The 23,572-nt window shown below is 56.8% G+C and carries 22 protein-coding genes; 5 read left to right on the top strand and 17 right to left on the bottom strand.

The features are described from left to right. From ftsH to folD, 4 genes are all read left to right on the top strand, one after another. A complete protein-coding gene (ftsH, locus tag BUB72_RS08270) occupies positions 1-1,920 on the top strand; it encodes an ATP-dependent zinc metalloprotease FtsH (protein ID WP_073142695.1) in 1,920 nt (639 codons plus the stop codon). Between the two features lie 144 nt (positions 1,921-2,064). Beyond that, the gene (locus BUB72_RS08275) at positions 2,065-2,652 is read left to right on the top strand and encodes an MOSC domain-containing protein (protein ID WP_073142697.1); all 588 of its coding nucleotides are present in this window, start codon (positions 2,065-2,067) and stop codon (positions 2,650-2,652) included. A gap of 169 nt (positions 2,653-2,821) precedes the next feature. Then, a complete protein-coding gene (locus BUB72_RS08280) occupies positions 2,822-4,498 on the top strand; it encodes a formate--tetrahydrofolate ligase (protein WP_073142700.1) in 1,677 nt (558 codons plus the stop codon). 107 nt (positions 4,499-4,605) lie between these two features. After that, positions 4,606-5,508, top strand: a complete 903-nt coding sequence (gene folD / locus BUB72_RS08285; RefSeq protein WP_073142702.1) for a bifunctional methylenetetrahydrofolate dehydrogenase/methenyltetrahydrofolate cyclohydrolase FolD — start codon at positions 4,606-4,608, stop codon at positions 5,506-5,508. Here folD and BUB72_RS08290 read toward each other — a convergent pair. From BUB72_RS08290 to BUB72_RS08305, 4 genes are read right to left on the bottom strand one after another with little or no spacing between them, the layout of a single operon-like run. Next, the gene (locus BUB72_RS08290) at positions 5,505-5,933 is read right to left on the bottom strand and encodes a PaaI family thioesterase (RefSeq protein ID WP_073142705.1); all 429 of its coding nucleotides are present in this window, start codon (positions 5,931-5,933) and stop codon (positions 5,505-5,507) included. The two genes, folD and BUB72_RS08290, sit on opposite strands and share 4 nt — an antisense overlap. Before the next feature lie 25 nt (positions 5,934-5,958). Then, entirely contained in the window at positions 5,959-6,621 is a 663-nt protein-coding gene (pdeM, locus tag BUB72_RS08295) for a ligase-associated DNA damage response endonuclease PdeM (RefSeq protein WP_073142707.1), read from the bottom strand. After that, positions 6,618-9,020, bottom strand: coding sequence for a ligase-associated DNA damage response DEXH box helicase (locus BUB72_RS08300; protein WP_073142710.1), 2,403 nt, complete (start codon positions 9,018-9,020; stop codon positions 6,618-6,620). The genes pdeM and BUB72_RS08300 overlap by 4 nt, the downstream gene beginning before the upstream one ends. Positions 9,021-9,051: 31 nt before the next feature. After that, entirely contained in the window at positions 9,052-10,365 is a 1,314-nt protein-coding gene (locus BUB72_RS08305) for an ATPase (protein ID WP_073142713.1), read from the bottom strand. A gap of 151 nt (positions 10,366-10,516) precedes the next feature. On the opposite strand from BUB72_RS08305, the gene BUB72_RS08310 reads away from it, so the two are divergent. Next, positions 10,517-12,136, top strand: a complete 1,620-nt coding sequence (locus BUB72_RS08310) for a hypothetical protein (RefSeq protein WP_073142715.1) — start codon at positions 10,517-10,519, stop codon at positions 12,134-12,136. Here the strand turns inward: BUB72_RS08310 and BUB72_RS08315 are convergent. The 13 genes from BUB72_RS08315 to BUB72_RS08375 form a co-directional block, all read right to left on the bottom strand. Beyond that, a complete protein-coding gene (locus BUB72_RS08315; RefSeq protein WP_073142717.1) occupies positions 12,133-12,612 on the bottom strand; it encodes an A24 family peptidase in 480 nt (159 codons plus the stop codon). The two genes, BUB72_RS08310 and BUB72_RS08315, sit on opposite strands and share 4 nt — an antisense overlap. Before the next feature lie 4 nt (positions 12,613-12,616). Then, entirely contained in the window at positions 12,617-13,462 is an 846-nt protein-coding gene (locus BUB72_RS08320) for a tetratricopeptide repeat protein (RefSeq protein WP_073142719.1), read from the bottom strand. Positions 13,463-13,499: 37 nt separating this feature from the next. Continuing rightward, positions 13,500-14,066 carry a tetratricopeptide repeat protein gene (locus BUB72_RS08325; RefSeq protein ID WP_073142721.1) on the bottom strand — a complete coding sequence of 189 codons (567 nt, stop codon included), beginning with the start codon at positions 14,064-14,066 and terminating at the stop codon, positions 13,500-13,502. A gap of 2 nt (positions 14,067-14,068) precedes the next feature. Then, positions 14,069-15,052 (bottom strand): type II secretion system F family protein, encoded by a 984-nt coding sequence (locus BUB72_RS08330; protein WP_073142723.1) that lies wholly within the window; start codon positions 15,050-15,052, stop codon positions 14,069-14,071. A 4-nt stretch (positions 15,053-15,056) separates the two neighbouring features. Next, positions 15,057-16,025: a type II secretion system F family protein gene (locus BUB72_RS08335; protein WP_073142725.1), complete on the bottom strand. Its 969-nt coding sequence runs from the start codon at positions 16,023-16,025 to the stop codon at positions 15,057-15,059. A 6-nt stretch (positions 16,026-16,031) separates the two neighbouring features. After that, complete coding sequence (locus BUB72_RS08340; protein WP_073142728.1) at positions 16,032-17,471, bottom strand: TadA family conjugal transfer-associated ATPase; 1,440 nt, start codon at positions 17,469-17,471, stop codon at positions 16,032-16,034. Positions 17,472-17,486: 15 nt separating this feature from the next. Continuing rightward, positions 17,487-18,743 (bottom strand): CpaE/TadZ family protein, encoded by a 1,257-nt coding sequence (locus BUB72_RS08345; protein ID WP_073142730.1) that lies wholly within the window; start codon positions 18,741-18,743, stop codon positions 17,487-17,489. Positions 18,744-18,953: 210 nt separating this feature from the next. Beyond that, the gene (locus BUB72_RS08350) at positions 18,954-19,601 is read right to left on the bottom strand and encodes an OmpA family protein (protein WP_073142732.1); all 648 of its coding nucleotides are present in this window, start codon (positions 19,599-19,601) and stop codon (positions 18,954-18,956) included. A gap of 6 nt (positions 19,602-19,607) precedes the next feature. Beyond that, the gene (locus BUB72_RS08355; protein ID WP_073142734.1) at positions 19,608-21,035 is read right to left on the bottom strand and encodes a type II and III secretion system protein family protein; all 1,428 of its coding nucleotides are present in this window, start codon (positions 21,033-21,035) and stop codon (positions 19,608-19,610) included. A gap of 212 nt (positions 21,036-21,247) precedes the next feature. Then, positions 21,248-22,081, bottom strand: coding sequence for a Flp pilus assembly protein CpaB (gene cpaB, locus BUB72_RS08360; RefSeq protein ID WP_073142736.1), 834 nt, complete (start codon positions 22,079-22,081; stop codon positions 21,248-21,250). Between the two features lie 138 nt (positions 22,082-22,219). Continuing rightward, the gene (locus tag BUB72_RS08365) at positions 22,220-22,408 is read right to left on the bottom strand and encodes a hypothetical protein (protein WP_073142738.1); all 189 of its coding nucleotides are present in this window, start codon (positions 22,406-22,408) and stop codon (positions 22,220-22,222) included. Between the two features lie 240 nt (positions 22,409-22,648). Beyond that, entirely contained in the window at positions 22,649-22,843 is a 195-nt protein-coding gene (locus tag BUB72_RS08370; protein WP_073142740.1) for a hypothetical protein, read from the bottom strand. A gap of 257 nt (positions 22,844-23,100) precedes the next feature. Continuing rightward, complete coding sequence (locus BUB72_RS08375) at positions 23,101-23,295, bottom strand: Flp family type IVb pilin (protein ID WP_073142742.1); 195 nt, start codon at positions 23,293-23,295, stop codon at positions 23,101-23,103. Between the last annotated feature and the right edge of the window lie 277 nt (positions 23,296-23,572).

Consider the following 23,572-nt stretch of genomic DNA (forward strand, 5'->3'; position numbering starts at 1 on the left):
TTGGGCAACGCGAGAAACATCGCTTTTTGGGTCGTACTGTTTTTATTGATCCTCGCTCTTTTCAACCTGTTCAACGGTGGGCAGAGCGCCGCAGATTCCCGCATGATTTCCTATTCGGATTTCATTTCGCGAGTTGAGTCCGGCGATGTGAGCCAAGTGACTTTGGATGGCGAGAACATCATCATCCAATCCGGCAATGAACGCTTTGCCACGATCAAGCCTGAAGGCGTGGATGTGACCCCTGTTCTGCTAGAGAACAAGGTCGCTGTTGAGGCCAAGCGTCAGGAACAAAACGGTATTCTGGCTTATGTTGGCACGCTGCTGCCCTTCCTCGTAATCATCGGCATCTGGATTTTCTTCATGAACCGGATGCAGGGTGGCGGCAAAGGCGGGGCCATGGGCTTCGGCAAATCGAAGGCCAAATTGCTGACTGAAAAGCAAGGCCGCGTGACGTTTGACGACGTGGCTGGCATCGACGAGGCGAAGGATGATTTGGAAGAGATCGTCGAATTCCTGCGCAACCCGCAGAAGTTCTCGCGCCTTGGTGGAAAGATCCCGAAAGGTGCTTTGCTGGTCGGCCCTCCCGGGACTGGTAAAACGCTTCTGGCGCGTGCTGTTGCCGGCGAAGCTGGCGTGCCGTTTTTCACCATTTCCGGCTCCGACTTCGTGGAAATGTTCGTCGGTGTGGGCGCTTCACGCGTTCGTGATATGTTCGAGCAGGCGAAAAAGAATGCACCCTGCATCGTGTTTATTGACGAGATTGACGCTGTTGGTCGCTCCCGCGGGGCTGGCTATGGCGGCGGCAACGACGAGCGCGAACAGACTTTGAACCAACTGCTGGTTGAGATGGACGGTTTTGAAGCCAATGAAGGCATCATCATCGTGGCCGCAACCAACCGTCCTGACGTTCTGGACCCTGCATTGCTGCGCCCTGGTCGTTTCGACCGTCAGGTTCAGGTGCCGAATCCGGATATCAAAGGTCGCGAAAAAATCCTGCGCGTGCATGCGCGCAAGGTGCCGCTTGGCCCTGATGTTGATTTGCGCATCATTGCGCGCGGCTCGCCCGGGTTCTCGGGTGCCGATCTGGCGAACCTTGTGAACGAATCCGCGCTCATGGCGGCCCGCATCGGGCGTCGCTTTGTGACAATGGAAGACTTCGAGAATGCCAAAGACAAGGTCATGATGGGGGCGGAGCGCCGCTCCATGGTGATGACCGAGGACGAAAAAATGCTGACGGCCTATCACGAGGCCGGGCACGCGATTGTGGGGCTCAACGTTCCGCAGCATGACCCGATCCACAAAGCGACAATTATCCCGCGCGGACGTGCCTTGGGTCTGGTGATGAGCTTGCCGGAGCGCGATCAGTTGTCAGTTTCCAAAACCAAGTACACGTCGAAAATCGCAATGGCGATGGGCGGTAAGGTTGCGGAAGAGCTGAAGTTTGGTCCTGAGAACGTCACCTCTGGTGCGACCTCGGATATCCAGCAAGTGTCGAAAATCGCGCGTGCGATGGTCACGCAGTTCGGGTTCTCCGAAGAGTTGGGCCATGTCGATTACGCGAATGAGCAGCAGTCCCATTTGGGCCCTTATGGGGGTGGCACGAGCCACTCGCAAGAAACTCAGAAGATCATTGACCAGAAGGTAAAAGAACTGGTCGACGAAGGATATCAGACCGCCAAACGCATTCTGACGGAAAAGAAGGAAGAATGGGAACGGCTGGCGCAGGGGCTGTTGGAGTATGAAACTCTCACTGGATCCGAAATCGCCAAAGTGGTTGCCGGTCAGCCGCTGAACCGAGGTGATGACGAAGAAGATGATACGCCAAGCAGCGGTACGACCTCTGTTGCGGCGATCCCGAAGACACGGAAACCCAAAACACCAAAATCTGATGGTGGCATGGAGCCGGAGCCTTCTTCGTAAGGCTGGATCACACCCATAAGACGAATGAACGCCCTGCCAATTGGTGGGGCGTTTTCTTGTGATGCAGGATGTCACAGAGTTTGACTGGACGCCTTTTGCCCCGTCGCCCATTGTCGCCGGACAATTTGATTGGATACCGACCGCATGCCTGCTTTGAAAAAGACCGAACACACTGGCACCATCATCTGGTTGGGGCGCGTGGAGAGCAGGGCGGATGCGTTGCGGTCCAGCCCTTTGGCCGAAGTTGAAGCCAGGTTCGAAGGCATTGACGGTGAAGATCATGGCGGGCTGACCCGCCCGTCCTGCAGCCGTGTCTCGACGCAATATCCCAAAGGGACACCAATCAAGAACACGCGGCAGCTTTGTATCGTGTCGGCGGAAGAAATGGCGGCCGTCGCGGCAGAGATCGGGGTGGCGCGGTTCAATCCGGAATGGTGCGGCGCGAACATCGTGATCGAAGGCATTTCGGATTTCACCCACATCCCGCCATCCTCGCGATTGCAAACGCAAGATGGCACCACCCTGACGGTCGACATGGAAAACCGCCCCTGTCATTTGCCCAGTCCCGTTATCGACGAAGATGCGCCGGGCCATGGTCGCGCGTTCAAAGCCGCTGCCAAAGACCGCCGCGGAGTGACGGCTTGGGTCGAGCGGGAAGGTCTGCTGCGCGTGGGTGATACCGTTAGCTTGCACATCCCGGACCAAAGAGCGTGGAGCCCGAAGGGGGATTGAGGGCATGATTGGCAAAAGTCGTTCCGATGAGAAACGCATTATCCCGTTGAGGCCGATTCCGGGGTCATAAATGTCGGAAACGCGGGATGAGACTGGCCGCGTCCCCGATATAGGCGATGGTACACAATCGAGCCATTGCGTTTTTGCGCGGGCCAAGGGGAGACAGACCATGAGTTTCAAGACCGATATCGAGATTGCCCGCGAGGCCAAAAAACGCCCGATCCAAGAGATCGGCGCCAAGCTGGGCATTCCGGAAGCGGACCTTCTGCCCTTTGGCCACGACAAGGCAAAGGTGTCGGCAGAGTTCATCGCCGCTCAGCGCGGCAAGAAAGACGGCAAGCTGATCCTTGTGACCGCGATCAACCCGACACCCGCCGGTGAGGGTAAGACCACAACGACCGTAGGTCTTGGTGACGGCCTGAATGCAATCGGCAAGAAGGCTGCGATCTGTATTCGCGAAGCCTCGCTGGGTCCGTGTTTCGGGATGAAGGGCGGGGCCGCTGGTGGCGGGTACGCGCAAGTCGTGCCGATGGAAGAAATGAACCTGCACTTTACGGGCGATTTCCACGCGATCACTTCGGCGCATAACCTGTTGTCAGCGATGATCGACAACCATATTTACTGGGGCAACGAGCTGGAAATCGACGAACGCCGCGTAGTGTGGAAACGGGTTCTGGACATGAACGACCGTGCGCTGCGCGATTGTGTGACGTCACTGGGCGGGGTTGCCAACGGCTTCCCGCGTCAGACGGGGTTCGACATCACCGTGGCCTCCGAAGTTATGGCAATCCTGTGCTTGGCGCTTGATCTGGACGATTTGCAAAAGCGTCTGGGGGATATCATTGTGGCCTATCGCCGTGACCGCTCTCCGATCTATTGCCGCGATATCAAGGCGGACGGTGCTATGACGGTGCTTCTGCAACAAGCGATGCAGCCTAACCTTGTGCAGACGCTGGAAAACAATCCGGCCTTCGTACATGGCGGCCCCTTCGCCAATATCGCGCATGGCTGTAACTCGGTAGTGGCGACCACCACAGCGTTGAAGCTTGCCGATTACGTGGTCACCGAAGCAGGGTTCGGGGCTGATTTGGGCGCCGAGAAGTTCATGAACATCAAGTGCCGCAAAGCCGGGCTTGCGCCTGACTGCGTGGTTCTGGTCGCGACGGTTCGGGCGATGAAAATGAATGGCGGCGTGGCGAAAGCCGATCTGGCAGAAGAGAATGTGGACGCGGTGAAGGCGGGCTGCTCCAACCTTGGACGCCATATCGAGAACGTCAAATCCTTCGGCGTGCCGGTTGTCGTCGGGATCAACCATTTCTCAGGCGACTCCGAGGCGGAAGTGGCTGCGGTAAAGACCTATGTCGAAGCGCAAGGGTCGGAAGCGATCTTGTGCAAACACTGGGCGCATGGCTCCGAAGGGATCAAGGAAATGGCAACCCGCGTGGCGGAAATTGCCGATAGCGGAGCGTCGCAATTCGCACCGCTATATTCCGACGACCTGCGGTTGATCGAGAAAATAGAAGTCATTGCCAAGCGCATTTACCGCGCTGACGAGGTTCTGGCGGACAAGAAAATCCGCGACCAGCTGCGCCAGTGGGAAGAGGCCGGATATGGCCACCTGCCGGTGTGTATGGCGAAGACGCAGTACTCGTTCTCGACCGACCCGAACCTGCGCGGCGCGCCGGTTGGCCATTCCTTGCCAGTGCGTGAAGTACGACTGTCAGCAGGTGCGGGTTTTGTCGTTGTCGTCTGCGGCGAGATCATGACCATGCCGGGCCTGCCGAGGGTTCCGTCCGCCGAAGCGATTATGCTAAACGACGCGGGTGAAATCGAAGGCTTGTTCTAAGACATGGTGCGGGCGTAGCGGCCATCGAGGCCGCCACGCCCGCGTCGCAGCTTTGGCTGCTTCCCGCGCGTGTTGCGGGTGTTGAAATCAATAGGGAGACTGCGGGCATGAGCGCACAGGTAATTGACGGAAAGGCTTTTGCGGCCAAGGTGCGCGGGCAAGTCGCGGAAGGTGTGAGCAAGTTAAGAGCCGATCACGACCTTGTGCCGGGATTGGCGGTCGTTCTGGTGGGCGAAGACCCGGCAAGCGAAGTTTACGTGCGCTCCAAAGGCAAGATGACCGTGGAAGTTGGCATGAAGTCGGTCGAGCATCGGTTGGATGCGGACACGTCTGAGGCGGACCTGCTGGCCGTCATCAAGTCGCTGAATGAAGACGCGTCGATCCACGGCATTCTGGTGCAACTTCCGTTGCCGAAGCATTTGAACGAAGATCTGGTGATCAACTCGATTGATCCGGCCAAGGATGTGGACGGGTTTCATATCTCCAATGTCGGACTTTTGGGCACCGGTCAGAAGTCGATGGTGCCCTGTACGCCATTGGGGTGTCTGATGATGCTGCGCGACCACCACGGGTCTCTTTCTGGCTTGGACGCGGTTGTTGTCGGGCGCTCTAACATTGTTGGCAAGCCTATGGCGCAGCTGCTTCTGGGGGATAGCTGCACGGTGACGATTGCACATTCCCGTACGAAGGATTTGCCCGATGTGGTGCGCCGCGCTGATATTGTCGTGGCCGCTGTGGGGCGCCCTGAAATGGTGCCGGGTGACTGGATCAAACCGGGCGCGACGGTGATCGATGTCGGCATCAACCGTCTCGACGCGCCTGAAAAAGGCGAGGGCAAGACCCGCCTTGTCGGGGACGTGCATTATGAAAGCGCGGCGGCTGTTGCTGGCGCGATCACACCGGTTCCAGGCGGCGTCGGACCAATGACGATTGCTTGTCTGCTTGCCAACACCCTGACCGCGTGTTGCCGTGCCAACGGGTTGCCGGAGCCGGAAGGCCTGACCGCTTAAACCGGCACCATGGTGCCTTGCAGGGCGGCGATGTGGGTCTCCACTTCGCCGTCGATTGCGTAGACATCCGATTGCACCACAACCAACCGACGCCCCGCCTTCAAGACACGCCCGACCGCTTTGAGGTGATGGCCCTTGGCCGGTGCGAGCAGATTTATCTTCATCTCGGAGGTCAGAACCTCTTGCCCCTTTTCCATGAGCGTGAGGGCGGCATAACCCGCGGCACTGTCGCCCAATGCGAAGGTTAAAGCTGCGTGGCCGAATCCGTGCTGCTGCGTCATGGACGCGCGGATCGGGGCGGTTATTATGCACTGCCCAGCGGACACTTTGCTGAGAGATGCCCCGGCTGTGGCCATCATGGCCTGACGCGCGAAGCTGTCCTTCACCGTGGTTTCATAGTCGGGATTGCGCGGGGGGGATGGCATGAGGGCTCCGGAGTTTTTTGAAAGCCTAGCTGCGTGGCATCGGGATTTCCACCGCTGATGCACCGATGAGAATGGCGCGGGAATCCTGTGCCATCAGCGATTGCAGGGTGGCCGCATTCGTGCGCAAGCCGCCAGTATAGGTGCCGTAAGCGGGCAGGATCAGGCGCGTCTGATCATACAGGAAACAGGGCCGTGTGACGCTGCGCCCGCGTGTGCGCAAGCTGGCTTTGGGGTGGTAATGGCCCGAGACCTCACCCGATGCAGGGGCTGGCTCGGCGATATGACGGAAGGTCAGGGGGAAGATCTGTTGTTGCGCCCGGTGGCTGCCACCAAGGTTCAACGGCCCCGGGTCGTGGTTGCCTTCGATCCATGTCCAGCTTCGGCCAGCCATTAGCCGCGTGATCCAGTCGGTGATATTTTCGGGCATATGCGCGCCGGCTTCCAGATCGTCAAAGCTGTCGCCAAGACAGATGACATGTTCAGGCCTATGGGCATCCAGATCGGTTTGCAGGCGCGTCAGCGTGTCGATTGTCTCGTAGGGGGGGAGCATCTGGCCGCTGCGGCGCGCGATACGTTCCGACTTACCAAGGTGGAGATCGGAGACGGTCAGTAGTTTTTGCGCGGGCCAGAGAAGTGCGCCGGAGGGGAGGGCCACGAGGTCGGCCCTGCAAAATGAAAACGGCTTCATTCCAGACCAGCCTTTGCCATCAATAGCGACGCTTCTTCGGCCATAAGCCGCTCTTCTGCCGCGCCTTTGATCGGGACGCGCCCGATTTCCAGAAAGAGGGGGGCTGCCAGCGGGGTGACGCGGTCCAGCTGAAGATGATCAATTGCGCCGCGGGTTCTGGTGATCATTTCCTCGATGCGGCCGAAGTCGATGAGGCCCTTCATCGCTTCTTCCCGCGTGATGTCGAGCATGAGGTGGTCGGGATCATATTTGCGCAGCGTGTCATACAGGATGTCAGAGGAAAACGTGGCCTGCCTGCCGGATTTGCGTTTGCCTTGCGTCATGCGGTCAATGAGGCCGGAGATTATGGCGGAGGCGCGAAAGGTTCGCTTCATCACGGCGTTTCCAGCCAACCAGTCCTCCAATCCCTGCCGCAGGTTGTCTATTTTAAACAAGGGGGTAGGGTCGGTGACGGGTTGCAAGCTCCAGATCATGGTGGCGTAATCGGTTGCCAGAAACCCGAGCGGGTCGAGGCCCTGTTCTTCCATCCGTTGGGTCAGAAGAAGCCCCAGTGTCTGCATCGCGTTGCGTCCGGCGAAGCCGTAGATGACAGTATACTCGCGGCTGTCTTGCGGGAAACTTTCGATGAGTAGTCGCGAAGGCTCGGGCAATTTTGAGCGCTCGCGTTGCAGGGTCAGCCATTGGGCCGTGTGGGCGGGCAGGTCGGGCCAGCTGTCTTGCTGCAAGAGCCGCATAATGCGCTGGCTGAGTTGCGTGGTGTTGGCGAATTTGGTGCCGGAGAAGACCGCGACCTTCGGGTTGTCGGATGCGCGGCGGGTGACCTCGACCGTCATCTCGTTCAGGCCTTCGTAGCGCACGATCTGGCCGCCGATCAGGAACGTATCACCTTGGCTTAATGTCGAGGCAAAGGCTTCTTCGACCTCGCCCAAAGCGGACCCGCCACGACGCCCTTTAAGCCGGACTTTCAGCATTTCAGTGTCGATGATCGTGCCGATATTCATGCGGATTTGAGCGGCAGATCGCGGGTCGCGGAGTTGCCATTTACCGTCGCGCTCCACAATGCGCTGATAGCGGTCATAGGCGCGCAACGCGTAGCCGCCGGTTGCACAGAAATCGAGACAGCGGTCGAAATCGTCGCGGGTCAGCTTGGCATATGGGCCTGCGGTTGTGACTTCCCTGTAAAGATCATCGGCAGCAAACGGGCCGGACGCGGCGCTGGCCAAAATGTGCTGGCACAAGACGTCGCGCGGGCCTGTGCTTCGCGGCTCCCCGTCCAGGTCGTGTTCCTTCACCGCATCAAGGGCGGCTTTGCATTCGACGATTTCGAAGCGGTTTGCGGGTACGAGCAACGCTTTGGATGGTGCGTTATAGCGGTGATTGGCGCGGCCAATGCGCTGCACGAGGCGTTTGACGTTTTTCGGAGCGCCGATCTGGATCACGAGATCGACGTCGCCCCAATCAATGCCCAGATCAAGGCTGCCAGTGCAGACAATGGCCTTTAGGCTGCCCTCGACCATCGCTTGTTCCACCTTCATGCGCTGCTCGCGGGCGAGGGAGCCGTGGTGGATGCCGATGGGCAACTGGTCTTCGTTGGCGAGCCAGAGGTGGTGGAAGAAAATCTCTGCCTGCGCGCGGGTGTTGTGGAAGATCAGCGTTGTGTTGTGGCGTTTCACCTGCTCCAGCACAGCGGGGATGGCGTATCGCCCACCACCACCAGACCATGGAGGGGCCGTTTCCGTTTCCAGCATGGAGATATCGGGGGCAGGGCCGGGGTCCGCGTGGATGATCTTGGTGGGCTGCGGATGACGCGCGAGAAAGCTGGCGATGGCTTCGGGGTCCTCGACAGTGGCGCTTAGGCCCACACGGCGCAGGTCTGGTGCAAGGGCTTGCAGGCGGCTGAGACCAAGCATGAGCTGGTCGCCACGTTTGCTTTCAGCAAGGGCATGGATTTCGTCGACCACGACGCGCTGCAACTCGTTGAAGATGCGCGGCGCGTCTTCGTAACTGAGAAGCAATGCCAGACTTTCAGGGGTGGTGAGCAGGATGTGCGGCGGGTCCGCGCGTTGCTTGCGCTTCTGGGTATAGGTGGTGTCGCCGCTGCGATCCTCGATGCGGATATCCATGCCGATCTCGTCCACGGGCGTTCGGAGATTCCGTTTGATATCAGCGGCTAATGCTTTGAGTGGCGAGATGTAGAGCGTGTGAAGCCCACGGCGTGGGGATGCGTGCAGATCGGCGAGCGTGGGCAAGAAGCCCGCCATGGTTTTGCCGCCCCCCGTGGGGGCAATAAGCAAGGTCGACGGCGCGTGTGCGGCATCGAGCATCGCTTGCTGATGCGGGTGAATCTCCCAGCCTCTGGCGGCGAACCAATCATGCAGGGGCTGGGGCAGGTGCGTCATGCACCAGATATAGCCCGACCGATGGTTTTGGTCAGTGCTTAATCTCTTCGTCTTTCACATACATGTTCGCCCATGCGCGGTCGATCAGCTCGGGCGTCATCTGATTTGGGATGCCCTCGTATTCACACACCGCGATCATCTGGTCGATCAGGAAGTTTGCATGGTAGTTGGCGTAGACGTTGTCGATTGTCGGATAGCGGACTTTCAACAGGTGGATCAACGCCTCCTCGTTCAGCGGGATTTTCTTTTTCTTCGCAACCATGGCGAACACTTTCAGGAATTCTTCCTGTGTCGGGCCGTCAATTTTGATTTTGAAGAAAATACGACGCAGGGCCGCGCCATCGAACATCTCATTGGGGTGGAAGTTGGTTGAGAAGATCACCAGCGTGTCAAATGGGACCTCGAACTTCTCGCCCGATTGCAGGGCCAGAATATCGTATTCGGCTTCCATCGGAACAATCCAACGGTTGATAAGAGCCTGTGGCGGCTCTTCCTGACGGCCAAGGTCATCCACGATGAACACGCCGCCGGTCGACTTCAACTGAAGCGAAGCTTGGTAGGTGCGCGACGTAGCGTTGTAGTTCAGGTCGAGCATGTTCAGCATCAACTCACCACCGGTCATAACCGTGGGGCGTTCGCACATCAGGTAGCGCTTGTCGTAGCGGTTGTCGGTCCGGCGCAGAGAGGTGGTTTGCGTCTCGACATCTTCGATCGGTGTATGCACGATCGGGTCGTATAGTGTTACAACTTGTCCTGCATATTCAATACATTGCGGGATATAGATCATGTCACCAAGTGCGTCGCGGATGCCGTTGGAAATCGCTGACTTACCGTTGCCGGGAGGGCCATAAAGTAGAATGGAGCGGCCGGAACTCACTGCTGGTCCTAGATCGTTCAGCAGGTTATCGGGCAGGATAAGGTGACCCATATTGCCCAGCAGCTTTTCACGGGTGATCTGGATGTTGCGCACGGACTGCTTTTTTACCTGCTCTTTGTACATGGCCAAAGGAACAGGTAGGGCGCCGTAATATTCGGATTGGGACAGGGCGTCGAGCGCGCGCGATTTGCCCGCGTCAGACAGCTGGAACGCCATCTCGGAGCCGGAGCCCGCGTGCAACGTGCCTTGTGCTTCAATCAGCTTTTGCTCCCGCGCGATCTCAACAAGTTGTTGGGTCAGCGGCAGGGACAGACAGATGGCAACGGCCATGTCCGAGACGTGCTCAAGGTTCTTGCGGAAGATTGTTTTTAACAGGATATCGCGCATCATAACGATGCTTAGCCCCGTGTCTTTCAACGACTTGGGAGGGGCCGGGGCCTGTACGCCCGTGGTTGTGTGCATATTCATGTGCTCTGCCTCGCGTGCCGATTTTTCGGCATCCTTCCACCTAGTTTATCGGTTGAACTGTATCCGGACAACAAAAACCGATCTCACTTCAAAAAGCAGGCCAGCTGCGCTAGCCTTTGTACATAAAGAACACCGCCAAACAGGGCGGGGCATGGGGATGATGGGCATGGACGAGGGTATGGATAAGGCCGGAGCAAGGCTTTTTCTTGTTTATCTGCTAGGATTGGTCGCGCTGATGGGCGGTCTATCCTTGGCAAAAGGTGGTCTTTACGTGGACCGCCACGAGGGCGACACGCTCCATTTAATCGAAATTGTGCTGCGGATGGCCGAAGGCCAATGGCCGCATCTGGACTTTGTCACGCCTTTGGGGGTCCTTTGTTTCTTACCGATTGTGGCCTTCGTCTGGATGGGGTTCGGCATCGGAACCGCGATTTTGCTGGCACAGATCACCGTCGCGTTGATGTTCGTGCCGATGGTTTGGTGGCTTGCTTACAGCCGTTTGACCCGTGGAATGGCCTACGGTGTCGGCGCCTTGGTTATGGTGCTTGTTTTGGCCATGATTCATGGTGAGGCCTCGGCGTCGCTGTCTTTGTCCATGCACTATAACCGTTGGGCATGGGCGTTTGCTTTCGTCGCGATCCTGGTCGCGGTTCTGGAGCCGAAGCAGGCGGAAAACCAATGGCTGGACGGGGTCATATTGGGGATCGCATTCAGCTTCTTTGTCATGGGCAAAATAACCTACGGTGTGGCCTTCGCCCCCGGAGTTGCCGTTGCGCTGGCGATGCGTGGCCAATGGCGGGCGATAGGGGCGGCACTGGTTGTGGTGGCCTTGTTTGCCGGTGTGCTGACGGCGTTGGCAGGTCCGGCGATGTGGCCGGCCTATTTGGGTGACCTCGCGTTGGTAGCGGGCACTGACATTCGCCCGCGTGCAGGGGTGGATATGGGCACGCTGCTGACGGCCCCGCAATACGCGTTGGGGAATGCGGTGCTGGTCTTGTCCGTTGTGGTCCTGCGGCGTGGCGTTGATCCGCGTTTGGGGTTGGTGCTGATGCTTCTTGGACCGGGGATGATTTATGTCACCTACCAGAATTATGGCAATGACCCGAAATGGCTGGCGCTTCTGGCGGTGATGATTTTGGCGGTGTCCCGAACCCCGCAGGTCATCGCGTTGGCTGTTGTGGCGTGCACATTGATTGCGCCCTCGTTTTTCAATATGGCAACAAGCACCGCACGGCATTTTGTGGCGAAGCAGAATACCTACAGTGCATTGTTTGAAGGCACTCCCAACGCGGCGCGCTATGGCGATTTCTTTACCAAAGCTGAACGGGTCAACCGCATCTTGATGCGTAAGCCGATGCTGTTCAAGAGCGAGGAGTTTGCCTACATGAACGAGCTTGCGGCGCATCTGCCACCGGCAGAGTTTCAAGGCGAGGTTTTGCCCTCCTGCGCGCAAGAGCTGGGGTTGATCGGGGCTTCGCATGCGATGGCACGAGATCTGGATCAGGCAGGGTTGTCCGACGGGAAATCCGTGTTTGTCGCGGACACCTTTGGCAACCTGTGGATGTTTGGCGATCTGGAGCCCACGCTTGGCGCCGCACCTTGGTATTACGGACACCTGACGGGGTACGAGAATGCGGATTACCTGCTGATCCCGACCTGCCCGACCACGCCACATGCCTACAGGTCGATCCTGAAGGACGTGGAGGCGCGGGGCGAGGTGTTGGAAGAGGTCCGGCGGACCGAGCTCTACATCTTGTTCGCGCGCCCTTAAAGAAAGGCTGTGCGCGCCAGATAGACGATGAGAGTTACGGCGAGCGGAAGACCCATCGGGAAGTCGCGCGTGCGCTCCCAGCTTTCCCAGTTCGGGGCAAGCTTGCGCAGCGGTGTAACACGCGCCAAGCGGTGCAAGATGAAAGCAACGATCGTCGTGACCGCGAAGATGGCGGCCACAAATGTGCCGTCAATGACAGCCACAAACGGGGCCATAGCGGCGGCGAACTTTGCATCACCCGCACCGACCAATCCGGTGATGGTCATCAAGAAGCCGATGGCCAAAACGGCCGCAAAATGGGCGTAGCGCCACAGATACGCCTCTAGCGGCAGGGTCAGGAGACCTACCACCGCAAAGACCGCTAGCAATGCGAGCACGGCCTTATTGGGAATTTTCATGCGGGCGAGGTCGCTCCAGGCGACCCACATGCAAATGAGGGTCGCCAAGGGCAGGGACCATAACGCGAAGGTCGCCATAGACTTAGCTTTCGAGCGTGCGCAAGGAGCGGATCGCGGCCTCGAAGTGCTGCGGATGGGTCTCGATGGCTTCTTCTAACAGGGTTTTGCCGGTCTGCGTGTCGCCTTGCTTGATGGCCGTCAGGGCCATGGTGTGCAGCAACTGCGCGCGTTCGACCTGCGTGATCTGGATAATCGGAAGCGTGTAGTTCTTACGGGCTCCACGCGCGAGCACGAGGTTGTTCTTCGCGGTAAACAGGCTCGGGTCATAGGTGATGGCTTCGCCGAACAGACGCTCGGCTTCGTCATAATCGCCGCGGGTCAGTTTCGAGAAACCCCAGTTGTTGAGCACCGATCCGGGTGTGGTGGTCAGGCCAACAGCCGTCTGGTAGAAGCTATCGGCTTTTTTCCATTCTTTGTTGGTGTCCGCGATGATTGCTTCGAGGCGATACCGCTCGAAGGTTTCATATGTCGGTGGCACGGCATCAAGTGCTTTTTCGGCTTTCTTCCACTCGCCTTGGCGGACCAGGGCATTGGCGTAAAAGACTTGATCGTCGTTGTTCGCCTCGGGGTGCTTTATGACTTTTGCCCAGACAACACCGGCTTCCGTCGCGCGTTTGGCGCGCAGCAGCGACTGGCCGAGGCCACGTTGCAGGTCAAGGCGGTCTGGATCGTCGCGACTTGCCTTCTGGAAATAGGTCACCGCCTCATTAGGGTCGGCGACCGTAAGCATGATGTCGTTGAGATTGCTCTCATCGATAACATTGACGTTTTTGAGGGTTTTGCTGTACTCGCCTTTGCCGCCTTTATCACAAGCGGTTAGGGCTACAACGCTGATAAGACACAGCATTCCTGTCTTCATATGGCGCATGGGGCGTCCTCTACTCTGCTCTCAATGGCCTTTTTGATCAGGGCGCCTGTAAAATCAGGTAGCGGCCGTTACCGCGTCTCACCAAGTCAAAGGCTCTGTCGTCTTTTTCTGAACTATATGCAGGATTTTCTATCTTGGCGAGCGCGCGGCGCAGGTTTTCCCTGATTTTGTCAGATTTGCCACTATCGAGCGCGAAGGCGGTCTTGAAGACACGGCTGGCCTCTCCGGCGCGGCCGGTTTCCATCAGTACCACGCCAAGATTATTCCAAGCAGGAACAAAGGTTTGGTCAATTTTGATGGCGCGACGGAGCTGCTTTTCCGACTGTCCAAGCCGGCCAAGCCGCAAGTTGGCCGAGCCGAGCGCGCTGAGCACATCGACAGTGGTTCCCTGTTCCCCTGCGGCGCGAAGGTAGGCTTTGAGGGCCAGTTCGAACTGACCGGCAGCCATAAGCTGGTGACCGACGCTTAGCCCGTCGACGCCTTGAAGGCGGGCGACGTCTCCGGTGGGCGGAAACGGATTAGCCCCCTCGCCAAGCGAAGGGGCCTCTTCCTCGCATCCAGCGAGGCTAAGTCCAACTGCTATTGCACCCACCCAAAATCGCATGATTATCCGCCGCCACCGTTTAGGTTCTTATAGATGTCATAGATCGACGGGCCGATCAAAATAATCAAAAGAGGTGGCAAACAGAACAACATCGTGCCGAGGGTGAGTTTGGTCGGCAACACGTTTGCCTTCTCTTCAGCGCGCATAACGCGTTTGTCCCGCATCTCGGATGCATAGACACGCAAGGCATCTGCGATGGATGTACCGAAGCTGGTTGACTGGATCAGCACGGTTACAAAGCTGGACACGTCCGGCACACCAGCACGTTCGGCCATATCGCGAAGCACGGTAATCCGGTCCTTGCCAGCTTTCATCTCGTTGGCGACCATTTGGAATTCGTCTGCCAAGGCCGGATAACCTGCCCGGATTTCGGCGGCCACGCGGATGATCGACTGATCAAGCGCTTGGCCCGCTTCAACGCAAACAAGCATCAGGTCGAGGCTGTCGGGGAAGCCGCTTTCGATTTCGTCCTGCCGTTCCTGACGGCGGCGTTCGATCCAGTACTTGGGCAGGTAGTAGCCTGCACCACCCGGGATCACGATTGCCAGGATCAGGTCACGGGTCGACATGTCGTCGCCGCCGAGGATCAGAACATAGAGCAGGCCAAGGGTCAGGAACAACAAGCCAAGTGCGAACTGTGCGAAGTGGAACGTGCGCACCGCTGTTTTCTGCTTGTAGCCCGCTTGAAGGAGTTTGAGCTTCATGCCCGCAAGTTCTTCATCATCCTGCGGTTCGAGGAAGTTGGCGAATTTGTCGAGCTTGTCGGTGCCGTTCGCGTTCCGGAGCGAATTTTCTCCGTTTTTCGAGCGGTTGTTGGAGCGCTGCGCCTCTTCACGGATGCGGTCGAGCGGGTCCTTTTGCTTCTTCAGCATGGTCGGCAACGTGACCAGAACCATGATGAAGCCCAGCAGGCCAACTGCCATCAGCGGGCCCAATTCTCCGAAGTTGTCGACGAGCAGGGCGTTGATTTTTTCGATGAACTGCATCTCATTACACCTTGATGTTGACCATGATGCGCATGAAAACCATGTTCACCACAAGGAACACACCCACAACGATACACGCGGGAATGAAGAATTCGGTTTCTTTTACTTCGGTGTAGTAATCCGGCTCCATGATGTTGATCCCGACCAGCGCCAGAAGTGGGAAGGCGGACAGGAACATGCCGGACCATTTGGCCTCTGCCGTGATGGCTTTCACGCGGCGGAACAGTTTGAAGCGGGCACGTATCACCTGCGAAAGCCCGTGCAAAATCTCGGCGAGGTTACCACCGGAGGTTTGTTGAATGGTCACGGCCACGGCGAGGAAGCGCAAATCTTGCATGTCCATGCGCTCGGCCAGGTGCTTGAGGCTTTCGGACACGTCACGACCATAGGCGGATTCATCTGCGATCACGCCAAATTCGGTGCCAAGCGGATCCGCGACCTCTTTGGCGACGATGTTGATCGCCGAGGCAAACGGGTGGCCCACACGAAGAGAGCGCACCATCAACTCGATGGCATCCGGCAATTGCTCTTCCATTAGGGCAAGGCGCTTTTTGCATTTGTTGTTGACCCAAACATAGACAGCACCGATCCCCATCGCGAGCGCAATGAGGCCACGCACGGGGGCGGCGGCTTCCGTCATTTGGCTGAGAACAGCAAAGATAACCGCCGCAAGCGCGAACATCATCGCGATGAGGGCGGTCGGCGTAAACGCGATGTTGGCGCGTAGGGCTTTGTCGGCCAGCATGGAATAGAGCGGGATGCCGCCCGAATTCATGTGCTGGTTCATCTCTTTGCGGAGCTGCTCCAGAACCTTTTCGCGCGATCCGCCTTTCTGGATCATGTCCAGACGGCGGTTCACCTTGCTGTTGAGGCTGATCGACTTGCCGAATACCACAAGGTAGACGCCTTCGATCAACATCAGAACGGCAACAAAGATTATGCCGTACAGGATTGGTTCAAAACTGATTTCCATAACTGGTTACTCCGCTGCGATCGGTTCGTAGATCGAAGCAGGCAGGTCATAGCCCCACTGCTTGAACCGGTCGGAATAGTGCGAGCGCACACCTGTTGGCGTGAACTGGCCGATAATCTTGCCGTCGGGCTGAAGGCCCAAACGCTGGTAACGGAACACTTCCTGCATGGAGATAACATCACCTTCCATGCCGGTGATCTCGGTGATCGAGACCATGCGACGCGAGCCGTCTTGCAGACGCGACGCCTGCACAATCAGGTTCACAGCCGAGGAAATTTGCGCGCGCACAGCTTTGATCGGCATCTCGATACCGGCCATCGCGATCATGTTTTCAAGACGGGACACCCCGTCACGCGCCGAGTTGGCGTGAATGGTGGTCATCGAGCCGTCGTGACCCGTGTTCATGGCTTGCAGCATGTCGATAACTTCTTCGCCACGCGTCTCACCCACGATGATACGGTCAGGGCGCATCCGAAGGGCGTTTTTCAGACAATCCCGCTGAGACACAGCACCTTTGCCTTCGACGTTGGCCGGGCGGCTTTCCATTCGGCCGACATGGACCTGCTGGAGTTGAAGTTCCGCCGTATCCTCGATCGTCAGGATGCGTTCGGAATTGTCGATAAAGGATGACAAAGCGTTGAGCGTGGTCGTTTTACCGGAACCCGTACCACCCGACACAATGACGTTCAGACGGCACGCGACGGCGGCTTGCAAATAGGCGGCCATTTCTTCCGAAAACGCGCCAAACTTGACGAGATCGTCGATCGCCAGCTTTTCTTTCTTGAACTTACGAATGGAAACGAGCGAGCCGTCCACTGCAATCGGTGGAACCATGGCGTTGAAACGCGAGCCATCTTTCAAGCGCGCATCCACGTACGGGTTGGATTCATCGACACGACGACCCACAGCGGACACGATCTTGTCGATGATCCTAAGCAAGTGCTTTTCGTCTTTGAAACGGGTGTTGGTCAGCGTCAGTTTACCGTCGCGTTCGATGAACACGCGGTTCGGGCCGTTGACCAGAATATCGTTGACGGTGTCGTCCTTCAGAAGCGGCTCCAGCGGGCCAAGGCCCGTGACTTCGTCGAAAAGTTCTGCGTGCAGGGTCTGCCGCTCGTCCTTTGTGAGGATGATGGACTGCTCTTCAAGGCCTTCGGCGCAAATCGCGATGATTTCGGCCTTAAGGTCAGCCTCCGGCGCGTTTTCCAGCGCGGCGAGGTTCAAGTTGTCGAGCAGGCGGTGGTGAAGATCTGAACGGACCTCTTCCAGACGCTGACGGCGCTTGAGTTCTTTGTCTTGAGCAATCACCTCGGCAGGCGCGACCGGAAGCTTGGTCTCGGCCTTGCGCATGTACTTTGCGGCGCTGATTTTAGGCGCTGCTGCTTGCGGTGCTGCGTTTGCTTGTGCCTTTGGATCGGCACCTGGTTTTTTGTAGCGCGAAAACATTTTGGTAACCTTCCGTTATCCTGTGGCTTCCGCCATATTTGTTTCATGCAGAGACTGCGCCAGTTTGGCGATCTCTTTGCGCAAAGGGTTCTTGGCTGCAGTTTCAACGAGTGGCAGACCGTGGTCGCAGCTTTGTGCAACTTGTTTGCCGCCATCGGGCATGTGCAGCTCAATGGAGATATCAAGGCTCTCTGCCATCCGTTTCGCACGGCTTTTGCCGGACAAATCGGTGAATTTCGGCGCACGGTTCAGCACGTAACGAATTTTCTCGTAGGGCAAATCCTCGGATTTGAGGGCGCGCACCATACGCAGCGTGTTTTGAGCGGAGCGCAGATCAAGTTCCAGCATCCCGAAGTAGACATCAGACATGCCCAGAACCGTTTCGGTCCATTGAACAAGCGTCGATGGCATGTCGATGATGACATAATCGAAGTTGCGACGTGCGGTTTCGACCAGCTTTTCGATTTCTTCCGGCCCGACCATATCCAATGGGATCATGTCGGCAGGAGCCGTGAGAACCTGAAGCTTGTCGTTAAACGTCAGAAGCGTTGAGCGGAATACGGCGTCGTCCATACCTTCGATGTCAGACAGCATTTCCAGAACAGCGTCGCGGCGAGGCAGATCAAGATAGGTAGAGCTTGAGCCGAACTGGAAATCCAGATCGAGCAAGCACACGCTTACTTCGGATTTCTTGTCGACTGTCGCCAACTCCCAAGCCAGGTTCACCGCAAAGGTGGACGCACCGGCGCCTCCGGCAAGGCCGTGGACTGGAAGAACGACGCCTTCATTGGTGCCCGCCTTGCCGGTTACCACTGGCGTGGTCTCGACGGTGGCGGGCATTTGAGGTGCCTCAACAACTTCAGCTGGCTTGCTAATGCGTTCAATGGAGTCGTGCAGTGCGCCTTCCGGAAGCGGGTAGGGGACGAAGTCGTCCGCGCCCAGCTTCAACAGTTGGTGCAGCGCGATTGGCGACACATCTTCTGCAATCAGGATGACTTTGACGCCAACTTCCTTGGCGCGACCTATTACGTCGCCCACAAGTGTCAGGTTGTCTTCGTCGGAATTGTCGACCGCAACGGCGATAAACTTCAAGTCCGTGGCATCGGGCTGAGACAAGTACGCGTTTGCGTCCTCGAAACTCAGATCACCCCATGCTTCACCAAGCTCTGTTTCCATATCTTCGATCAGAAGATCGAAGTTTTGGACGTCGCGAGCGACGGTACAGGCTGAAATTGGCGCCGGTTCGGTTTGTAAAGCTACACTGCTCGTCATGCCTCAAATCCCATTTGGCCAAAAAACACGGCCGGGTTCGTGTTAACGAGGGCACCCTTTCGTAAGGGTTAGCGCCCCCGCCAACTGTTTGCGGTATTTAAACCAACATGCCGTCTTAAGGCGGATTGTGGCTTATCTCATGACAAGGAATGCTTAGGAAAAGGGGCGAGAATGGGGCTAAATTAGCGAAAAACTGAGGTATTATTTCCGTTATTGCACTATTCTTTCCCGTGCGAGCGTTTCTTCGCTCTTTGCGGTCTGAACATACTCGCGTTGAACGATAATTCCGTACTTGCCACTTAGAAGCATCGGATGGTTGCTCACGAAGCCTGTGACTTCAGTCACGGTACGACGATTGCGACGTTCTGGGCTCTCAGTCAGGATGACAGGTTTCGTTTCTCCGAACGACGCGACAGCCTCTAGTCGAGAGCGGCTGATGCCCTGAGACGTCAAGAAGTTTACAGCAGCATTCGCGCGGCGCAGCCCGAGAGCTTTGTTGGCGGCGTTCGAGCCAACAAGATCAGTGTGTCCATAGACGCGGAAGCGGACTTCCGGGAATTGGCGGATCCAGTTTGCTTGCTCAAGCAGGGCGGCACGCGCGTTCGCGTCAAGCTGTGCCGAATTGAACTCGAAATTCACCTGAGTGTTCACATCCGTCGCAAAACGGCGGCCGAGAGTCTCGGCAACGGAAATCGTCCCGTTGCTGATCAAGGTGTTGGTCATGGTGGGGTTGCCGAAGCCGCCCTCATCAAGATCACCGCCAGCTTCCCGCTCAAAAACACTGCGAGAGTTGGAGCATGCGGACAGGCTGACCGTAAGCGCGGCGATCAGGGCGATTGAAGAAGAGGTTTTAAGCATCTGGTATTACTCCAAAACATAGCCGTAGGAGCCAGAAAAGTCCTGGCGGGCCACTTCGCCTGTAGATGTGCGGCGAGTCCGAACTTCGCGTGCGACTTTCCCGTTCAGGAAGAATTCACGCTCCGTCGGCGGGCGGATGCGGTCGGTTGACAGAACAAGGGCGTTGCCACGGGTCGGCGACACAAGATGTGCGGTGACAATGACAACCAGCTCGGACTGACGGCGCTCGAAGTTTGCGCTGCGGAACAATGCACCCAGAATTGGGATATCCCCAAGCCACGGTACCTGGCCAGCCAGATCGGTGAAGTCGTCTTCAAGAAGACCCGCGATCGCGAAGCTTTCGCCGTCACGCATTTCCACTACAGTCGAAGATGCGCGTTTGGAGAAGGCGTTAACCGCAAAACCTTCATTTTGAACAACGACAGTCGAGTCGATGCCCGAAACGGCGGTATCAAGTTTGAGGTTAATGATGTCTTCGTCCAGCACGGTTGGTGTGAACTTCAGCTCAACACCGAAAGGTTTGTAGCTGATGCTCACTGTTCCGTCGTCTACGACCGGGATCGGATATTCACCACCTGCGAGGAATGTCGCTTCCTGACCAGAGAGGGCGGTCAGGTTTGGCTCGGCAAGAGTGCGCACAAGGCCCTTGGTTTCAAGGGCTTCGAGAACAACAAGCGCGCGAAGGCTGCCGCTGCCGAACCCGAATGAGAACACACCGTTACGTTCACGGGTAGAAACCGCATTCCCAGCACCACCACCGGCGGGGAAGGTCGTTGTCGGGTTGTTGCCAGCTTGAAGTGTGTTGGTGAAACCGTTTGCCCCGAACGTCCCGCCAGCGGTTTGGAAACCGAGGCTTGCAGACAGGTCTTTGGAGACAGAGCGGCGCATTTCAGCAAACCGAACTTTCAGCATCACTTGTTGAGTGCCGCCGACGCTCATCAGATTGGACACGGCGTCCGGCGCATAACGCTCGGCGAGGTCCAAAGCGCGGTCGAGCTTTGCGATGCTTGAAACAGTGCCGGACAACACGAGACCGTCATTTGCGGTGCGAACTTCGATCTTCTCACCCGGGAGGATTTCGCGAAGGCGCTCTTTGAATTCCGACAGATCCGGCGACACGCGCACGGAGACGTTGGTGATCAAGCGGCCATCCGGTCCAAGAAGTGTCAGAGTTGTGCGGCCCGGAGACTTGCCCAGCACATATATAGTGCGGTCCGACAGGGTCGCGATGTCCGCGATTGCCGGGTTGGCCACGGACAATTCAGCGAAGGGGACGTCACTTTCGACGACCACGGCGCTGTTGATTGCAACATTGAGTTTGCGTGCCGTCGACTGGTTGGTCACCTTAAGGTTCTGTGCGAACCCGGTCTCTGGTACGAATGACGTTAGCGCGAGGCCAAACAGGCCAACGCAGAAAAACTGCTTCAATTTCATTGTGATCTGCCTCTCTGATCACTTAAGTGGAACGGGTCTTTTGCCCATTTTCACGAGAACCATGCGCGAATTTAATATTTATTGCAAGAATCAGGTGTTTACCGCGCGTCTTTTATGTGGGCCTGTCGCAACACAACGCAAATTCTAGTAGGTCACACAGAAACGGCACCCAATATAAGGTGCCGTCAGGTTGTTTTATAATCGGTTCCGGATCATTCAGCGCAGGGGATTGGGATCTCCACCACTTCGGCACCTTTGCGGGTCTTGATTGTACAGACCTTCGCGGCTTTGGCCTCAATGGCCTTTTCTTCTAGAATACCCAATAGCTGGTTTTGATCGATTTCAACTGCGGCGACTTCGGTGTCATCACCGGCACCAACAAGGGATAGGGACAGGCGGCCCGACGATTGGGCTTGAGCCAATGCGCCGACTTCTGCGGGCGACGCGGCTACGGTTACAGTCCGCGCAATTGTCGGGGCAGATCGGTCGCCATCGGCAATCTGGTCCACTGCAAGCAGCTGCAAGCGAGTGTCGATCAGTTTTGTAACTTCGCGACCTTGGCTGTTGCCGGTCCAGTAAACGTCTACATGGTCACCGGGGCGCAGGAAACCTGACACGCCGGATGATACGTCAACACGTAACGCGAAAGCACGCATACCTTTCGACAGGCGCGAGGACACACCGGCGTCTTCGCCCGGCTCTGTCACTTTCGATGCCATAACGGCTTCGTCTTTTTCCATTACGCGAAGAACAGTGCGAAGGGCGCCAGTGGCAGGGAACAAGTCCTCGCCTTTTTGGAATGCACCTTCAGGAATAGCGTTGTTGGGCCAAGCGATGATCTGCACGTCGTCTTTGGTAAGCGTCTCGCCATAGGCAATCTGCCGTTTTACCGTGAAGACAGCTTCCAAGGGAACATTGCTTTTCAGCAATTTTTCCTGAGCGGCCACTTTGGCCTGATATTGGTCGAACCTGTTTTTCGCCATATATGCAGCGAAGCCCGCTAAGGCGACGCCGACTATCAGTACTAACCCGAATACCAATCGCATTTTTTAGCCCCTTTAAATATTGTAACGCCTGCCGATTTTCCGGTCAGGCTCACTCGTGTGACCACAGTCATGCACGGCAAATGCGGCAAAATGTAGGAGCTGGCGAGGATTTACCGCGGCGCTACGTGGATCGTTTGATTAGAACGAAGTGCTGATCAGCTGGCTGCTGAGGGTCGTATCCACATCGCCCGTCAAGTCTTCGGTTCCATCGATGACAACACCCATCGAGGCCAACGCCAACCCGATGACGCCTGCAGACAGGATGACCCAATCTACGGTTACGGCGCCGGAGTCGTCGGTCCAAAATCGGGATACTAGGTACGTCATTTTACTCTCCGGCGGAACAGGCCTGGGGCCGTGGTTGCAACGATACAGTTATCGCAACGAATTTAGGCAAAATTTAGAAGGAATAAGGCATTCTCGCCATAATTGCGGCCTGAGTTAGAAACTGATCGTTTCCGTTTTCGAAGTCGGCGACGAAAGGTTGTGAGCGCTTTCGGCAGTAAAAAAGGCCGCGCTCCGAAGAATGCGCCCCTCACTGGCGTAGTCAATACTGTGCCGACACGTCTAGAACGTGGTGACCTTCTCCTGAGCCTTCAGCTGATAGGCTTTGTCTTTGTCGAGCTGCTCGACGCCTGCGCTGGCAAAGACCATAACCGCGACGCTCAAAAGGCCGCCTGCAGCGATCATCAGCATCGTATCGGTAGTGATGACGCCAGATTCGTCCGAAGTGAATTTTTTGGTCAGTTTGTTCAGTGTCATAGTCTACCCCTCAATGATCTTAGGCCTGGCTTGGTTCTCTGTATCTGATTGGGATAGTCGTATCCCACAAGGTCGCCGACCTTCTTTGGATTGCTGTTGTAAGAGGAAAATTTATCCGAAAAGAATAGGGCGAGAGTTGGACCAGATCTGGGTCATTGTTGATAAGTAAATGCGCATGGGCAGGGGCGTAAAACGCGAAAAAGCCGCGTTCCTAAGAACGCGGCCCAATCTCGAAGTCGCTCTAGGCGACGACCAACTTAGAAAGTGGTCGAGATGCCTTGAGTCGTCAGCTGGTTTTCGATGTCGCCGGACAGGTCTTCCAGACCGTCGGAAACGGAAGCCATAACTGCGATGCCCAAGCCAACGATGGCAGCGGTCAGAACAACCCAGTCAACAGTTACTGCGCCAGATTCGTCAGCTGCGAAATTTTTGATCATTGCGTTCAGTGTCATAGTATATCCCTCCAAGGATGTAAGTTTGTTTAGTTTCCAAGTTAACCCTGACGCTTGTTCGACCCGGCCAGCCTCTGTTCTAGACCGTGTCGCCGTCTTGGTATGCAGCATGTATCCCCCTCAATCGGGGCGAGAATTGGGCGCGAATGGTTCCTTTTCGGAGCAGGGTAAGAAATCTACGTAAAATCTTACATCTCGTTGTTTTTTATGGATAATTAATAAAAAATTAATCTTTCGGGCATGGAATCTGTCGCGTTGGTTGCGTCAATGCTGGCAC

Origin of the sequence: Litoreibacter ascidiaceicola (assembly GCF_900129235.1) — a bacterium.
In the GTDB taxonomy this organism is placed as follows: domain Bacteria; phylum Pseudomonadota; class Alphaproteobacteria; order Rhodobacterales; family Rhodobacteraceae; genus Litoreibacter; species Litoreibacter ascidiaceicola.

Excerpts from the sequence above, each read along its gene's own strand:
- BUB72_RS08275 (WP_073142697.1), top strand. The coding sequence starts at position 2,065 with ATGCCTGCTTTGAAAAAGACCGAACACACTGGCACCATCATCTGGTTG.
- BUB72_RS08280 (WP_073142700.1), top strand. The coding sequence starts at position 2,822 with ATGAGTTTCAAGACCGATATCGAGATTGCCCGCGAGGCCAAAAAACGC.
- folD (WP_073142702.1), top strand. The coding sequence starts at position 4,606 with ATGAGCGCACAGGTAATTGACGGAAAGGCTTTTGCGGCCAAGGTGCGC.
- BUB72_RS08290 (WP_073142705.1), bottom strand. The coding sequence starts at position 5,933 with ATGCCATCCCCCCCGCGCAATCCCGACTATGAAACCACGGTGAAGGAC.
- pdeM (WP_073142707.1), bottom strand. The coding sequence starts at position 6,621 with ATGAAGCCGTTTTCATTTTGCAGGGCCGACCTCGTGGCCCTCCCCTCC.
- BUB72_RS08300 (WP_073142710.1), bottom strand. The coding sequence starts at position 9,020 with ATGACGCACCTGCCCCAGCCCCTGCATGATTGGTTCGCCGCCAGAGGC.
- BUB72_RS08305 (WP_073142713.1), bottom strand. The coding sequence starts at position 10,365 with ATGAATATGCACACAACCACGGGCGTACAGGCCCCGGCCCCTCCCAAG.
- BUB72_RS08310 (WP_073142715.1), top strand. The coding sequence starts at position 10,517 with ATGGGGATGATGGGCATGGACGAGGGTATGGATAAGGCCGGAGCAAGG.
- BUB72_RS08315 (WP_073142717.1), bottom strand. The coding sequence starts at position 12,612 with ATGGCGACCTTCGCGTTATGGTCCCTGCCCTTGGCGACCCTCATTTGC.
- BUB72_RS08320 (WP_073142719.1), bottom strand. The coding sequence starts at position 13,462 with ATGCGCCATATGAAGACAGGAATGCTGTGTCTTATCAGCGTTGTAGCC.
- BUB72_RS08325 (WP_073142721.1), bottom strand. The coding sequence starts at position 14,066 with ATGCGATTTTGGGTGGGTGCAATAGCAGTTGGACTTAGCCTCGCTGGA.
- BUB72_RS08330 (WP_073142723.1), bottom strand. The coding sequence starts at position 15,052 with ATGCAGTTCATCGAAAAAATCAACGCCCTGCTCGTCGACAACTTCGGA.
- BUB72_RS08335 (WP_073142725.1), bottom strand. The coding sequence starts at position 16,025 with ATGGAAATCAGTTTTGAACCAATCCTGTACGGCATAATCTTTGTTGCC.
- BUB72_RS08340 (WP_073142728.1), bottom strand. The coding sequence starts at position 17,471 with ATGTTTTCGCGCTACAAAAAACCAGGTGCCGATCCAAAGGCACAAGCA.
- BUB72_RS08345 (WP_073142730.1), bottom strand. The coding sequence starts at position 18,743 with ATGACGAGCAGTGTAGCTTTACAAACCGAACCGGCGCCAATTTCAGCC.
- BUB72_RS08350 (WP_073142732.1), bottom strand. The coding sequence starts at position 19,601 with ATGCTTAAAACCTCTTCTTCAATCGCCCTGATCGCCGCGCTTACGGTC.
- BUB72_RS08355 (WP_073142734.1), bottom strand. The coding sequence starts at position 21,035 with ATGAAATTGAAGCAGTTTTTCTGCGTTGGCCTGTTTGGCCTCGCGCTA.
- cpaB (WP_073142736.1), bottom strand. The coding sequence starts at position 22,081 with ATGCGATTGGTATTCGGGTTAGTACTGATAGTCGGCGTCGCCTTAGCG.
- BUB72_RS08365 (WP_073142738.1), bottom strand. The coding sequence starts at position 22,408 with ATGACGTACCTAGTATCCCGATTTTGGACCGACGACTCCGGCGCCGTA.
- BUB72_RS08370 (WP_073142740.1), bottom strand. The coding sequence starts at position 22,843 with ATGACACTGAACAAACTGACCAAAAAATTCACTTCGGACGAATCTGGC.
- BUB72_RS08375 (WP_073142742.1), bottom strand. The coding sequence starts at position 23,295 with ATGACACTGAACGCAATGATCAAAAATTTCGCAGCTGACGAATCTGGC.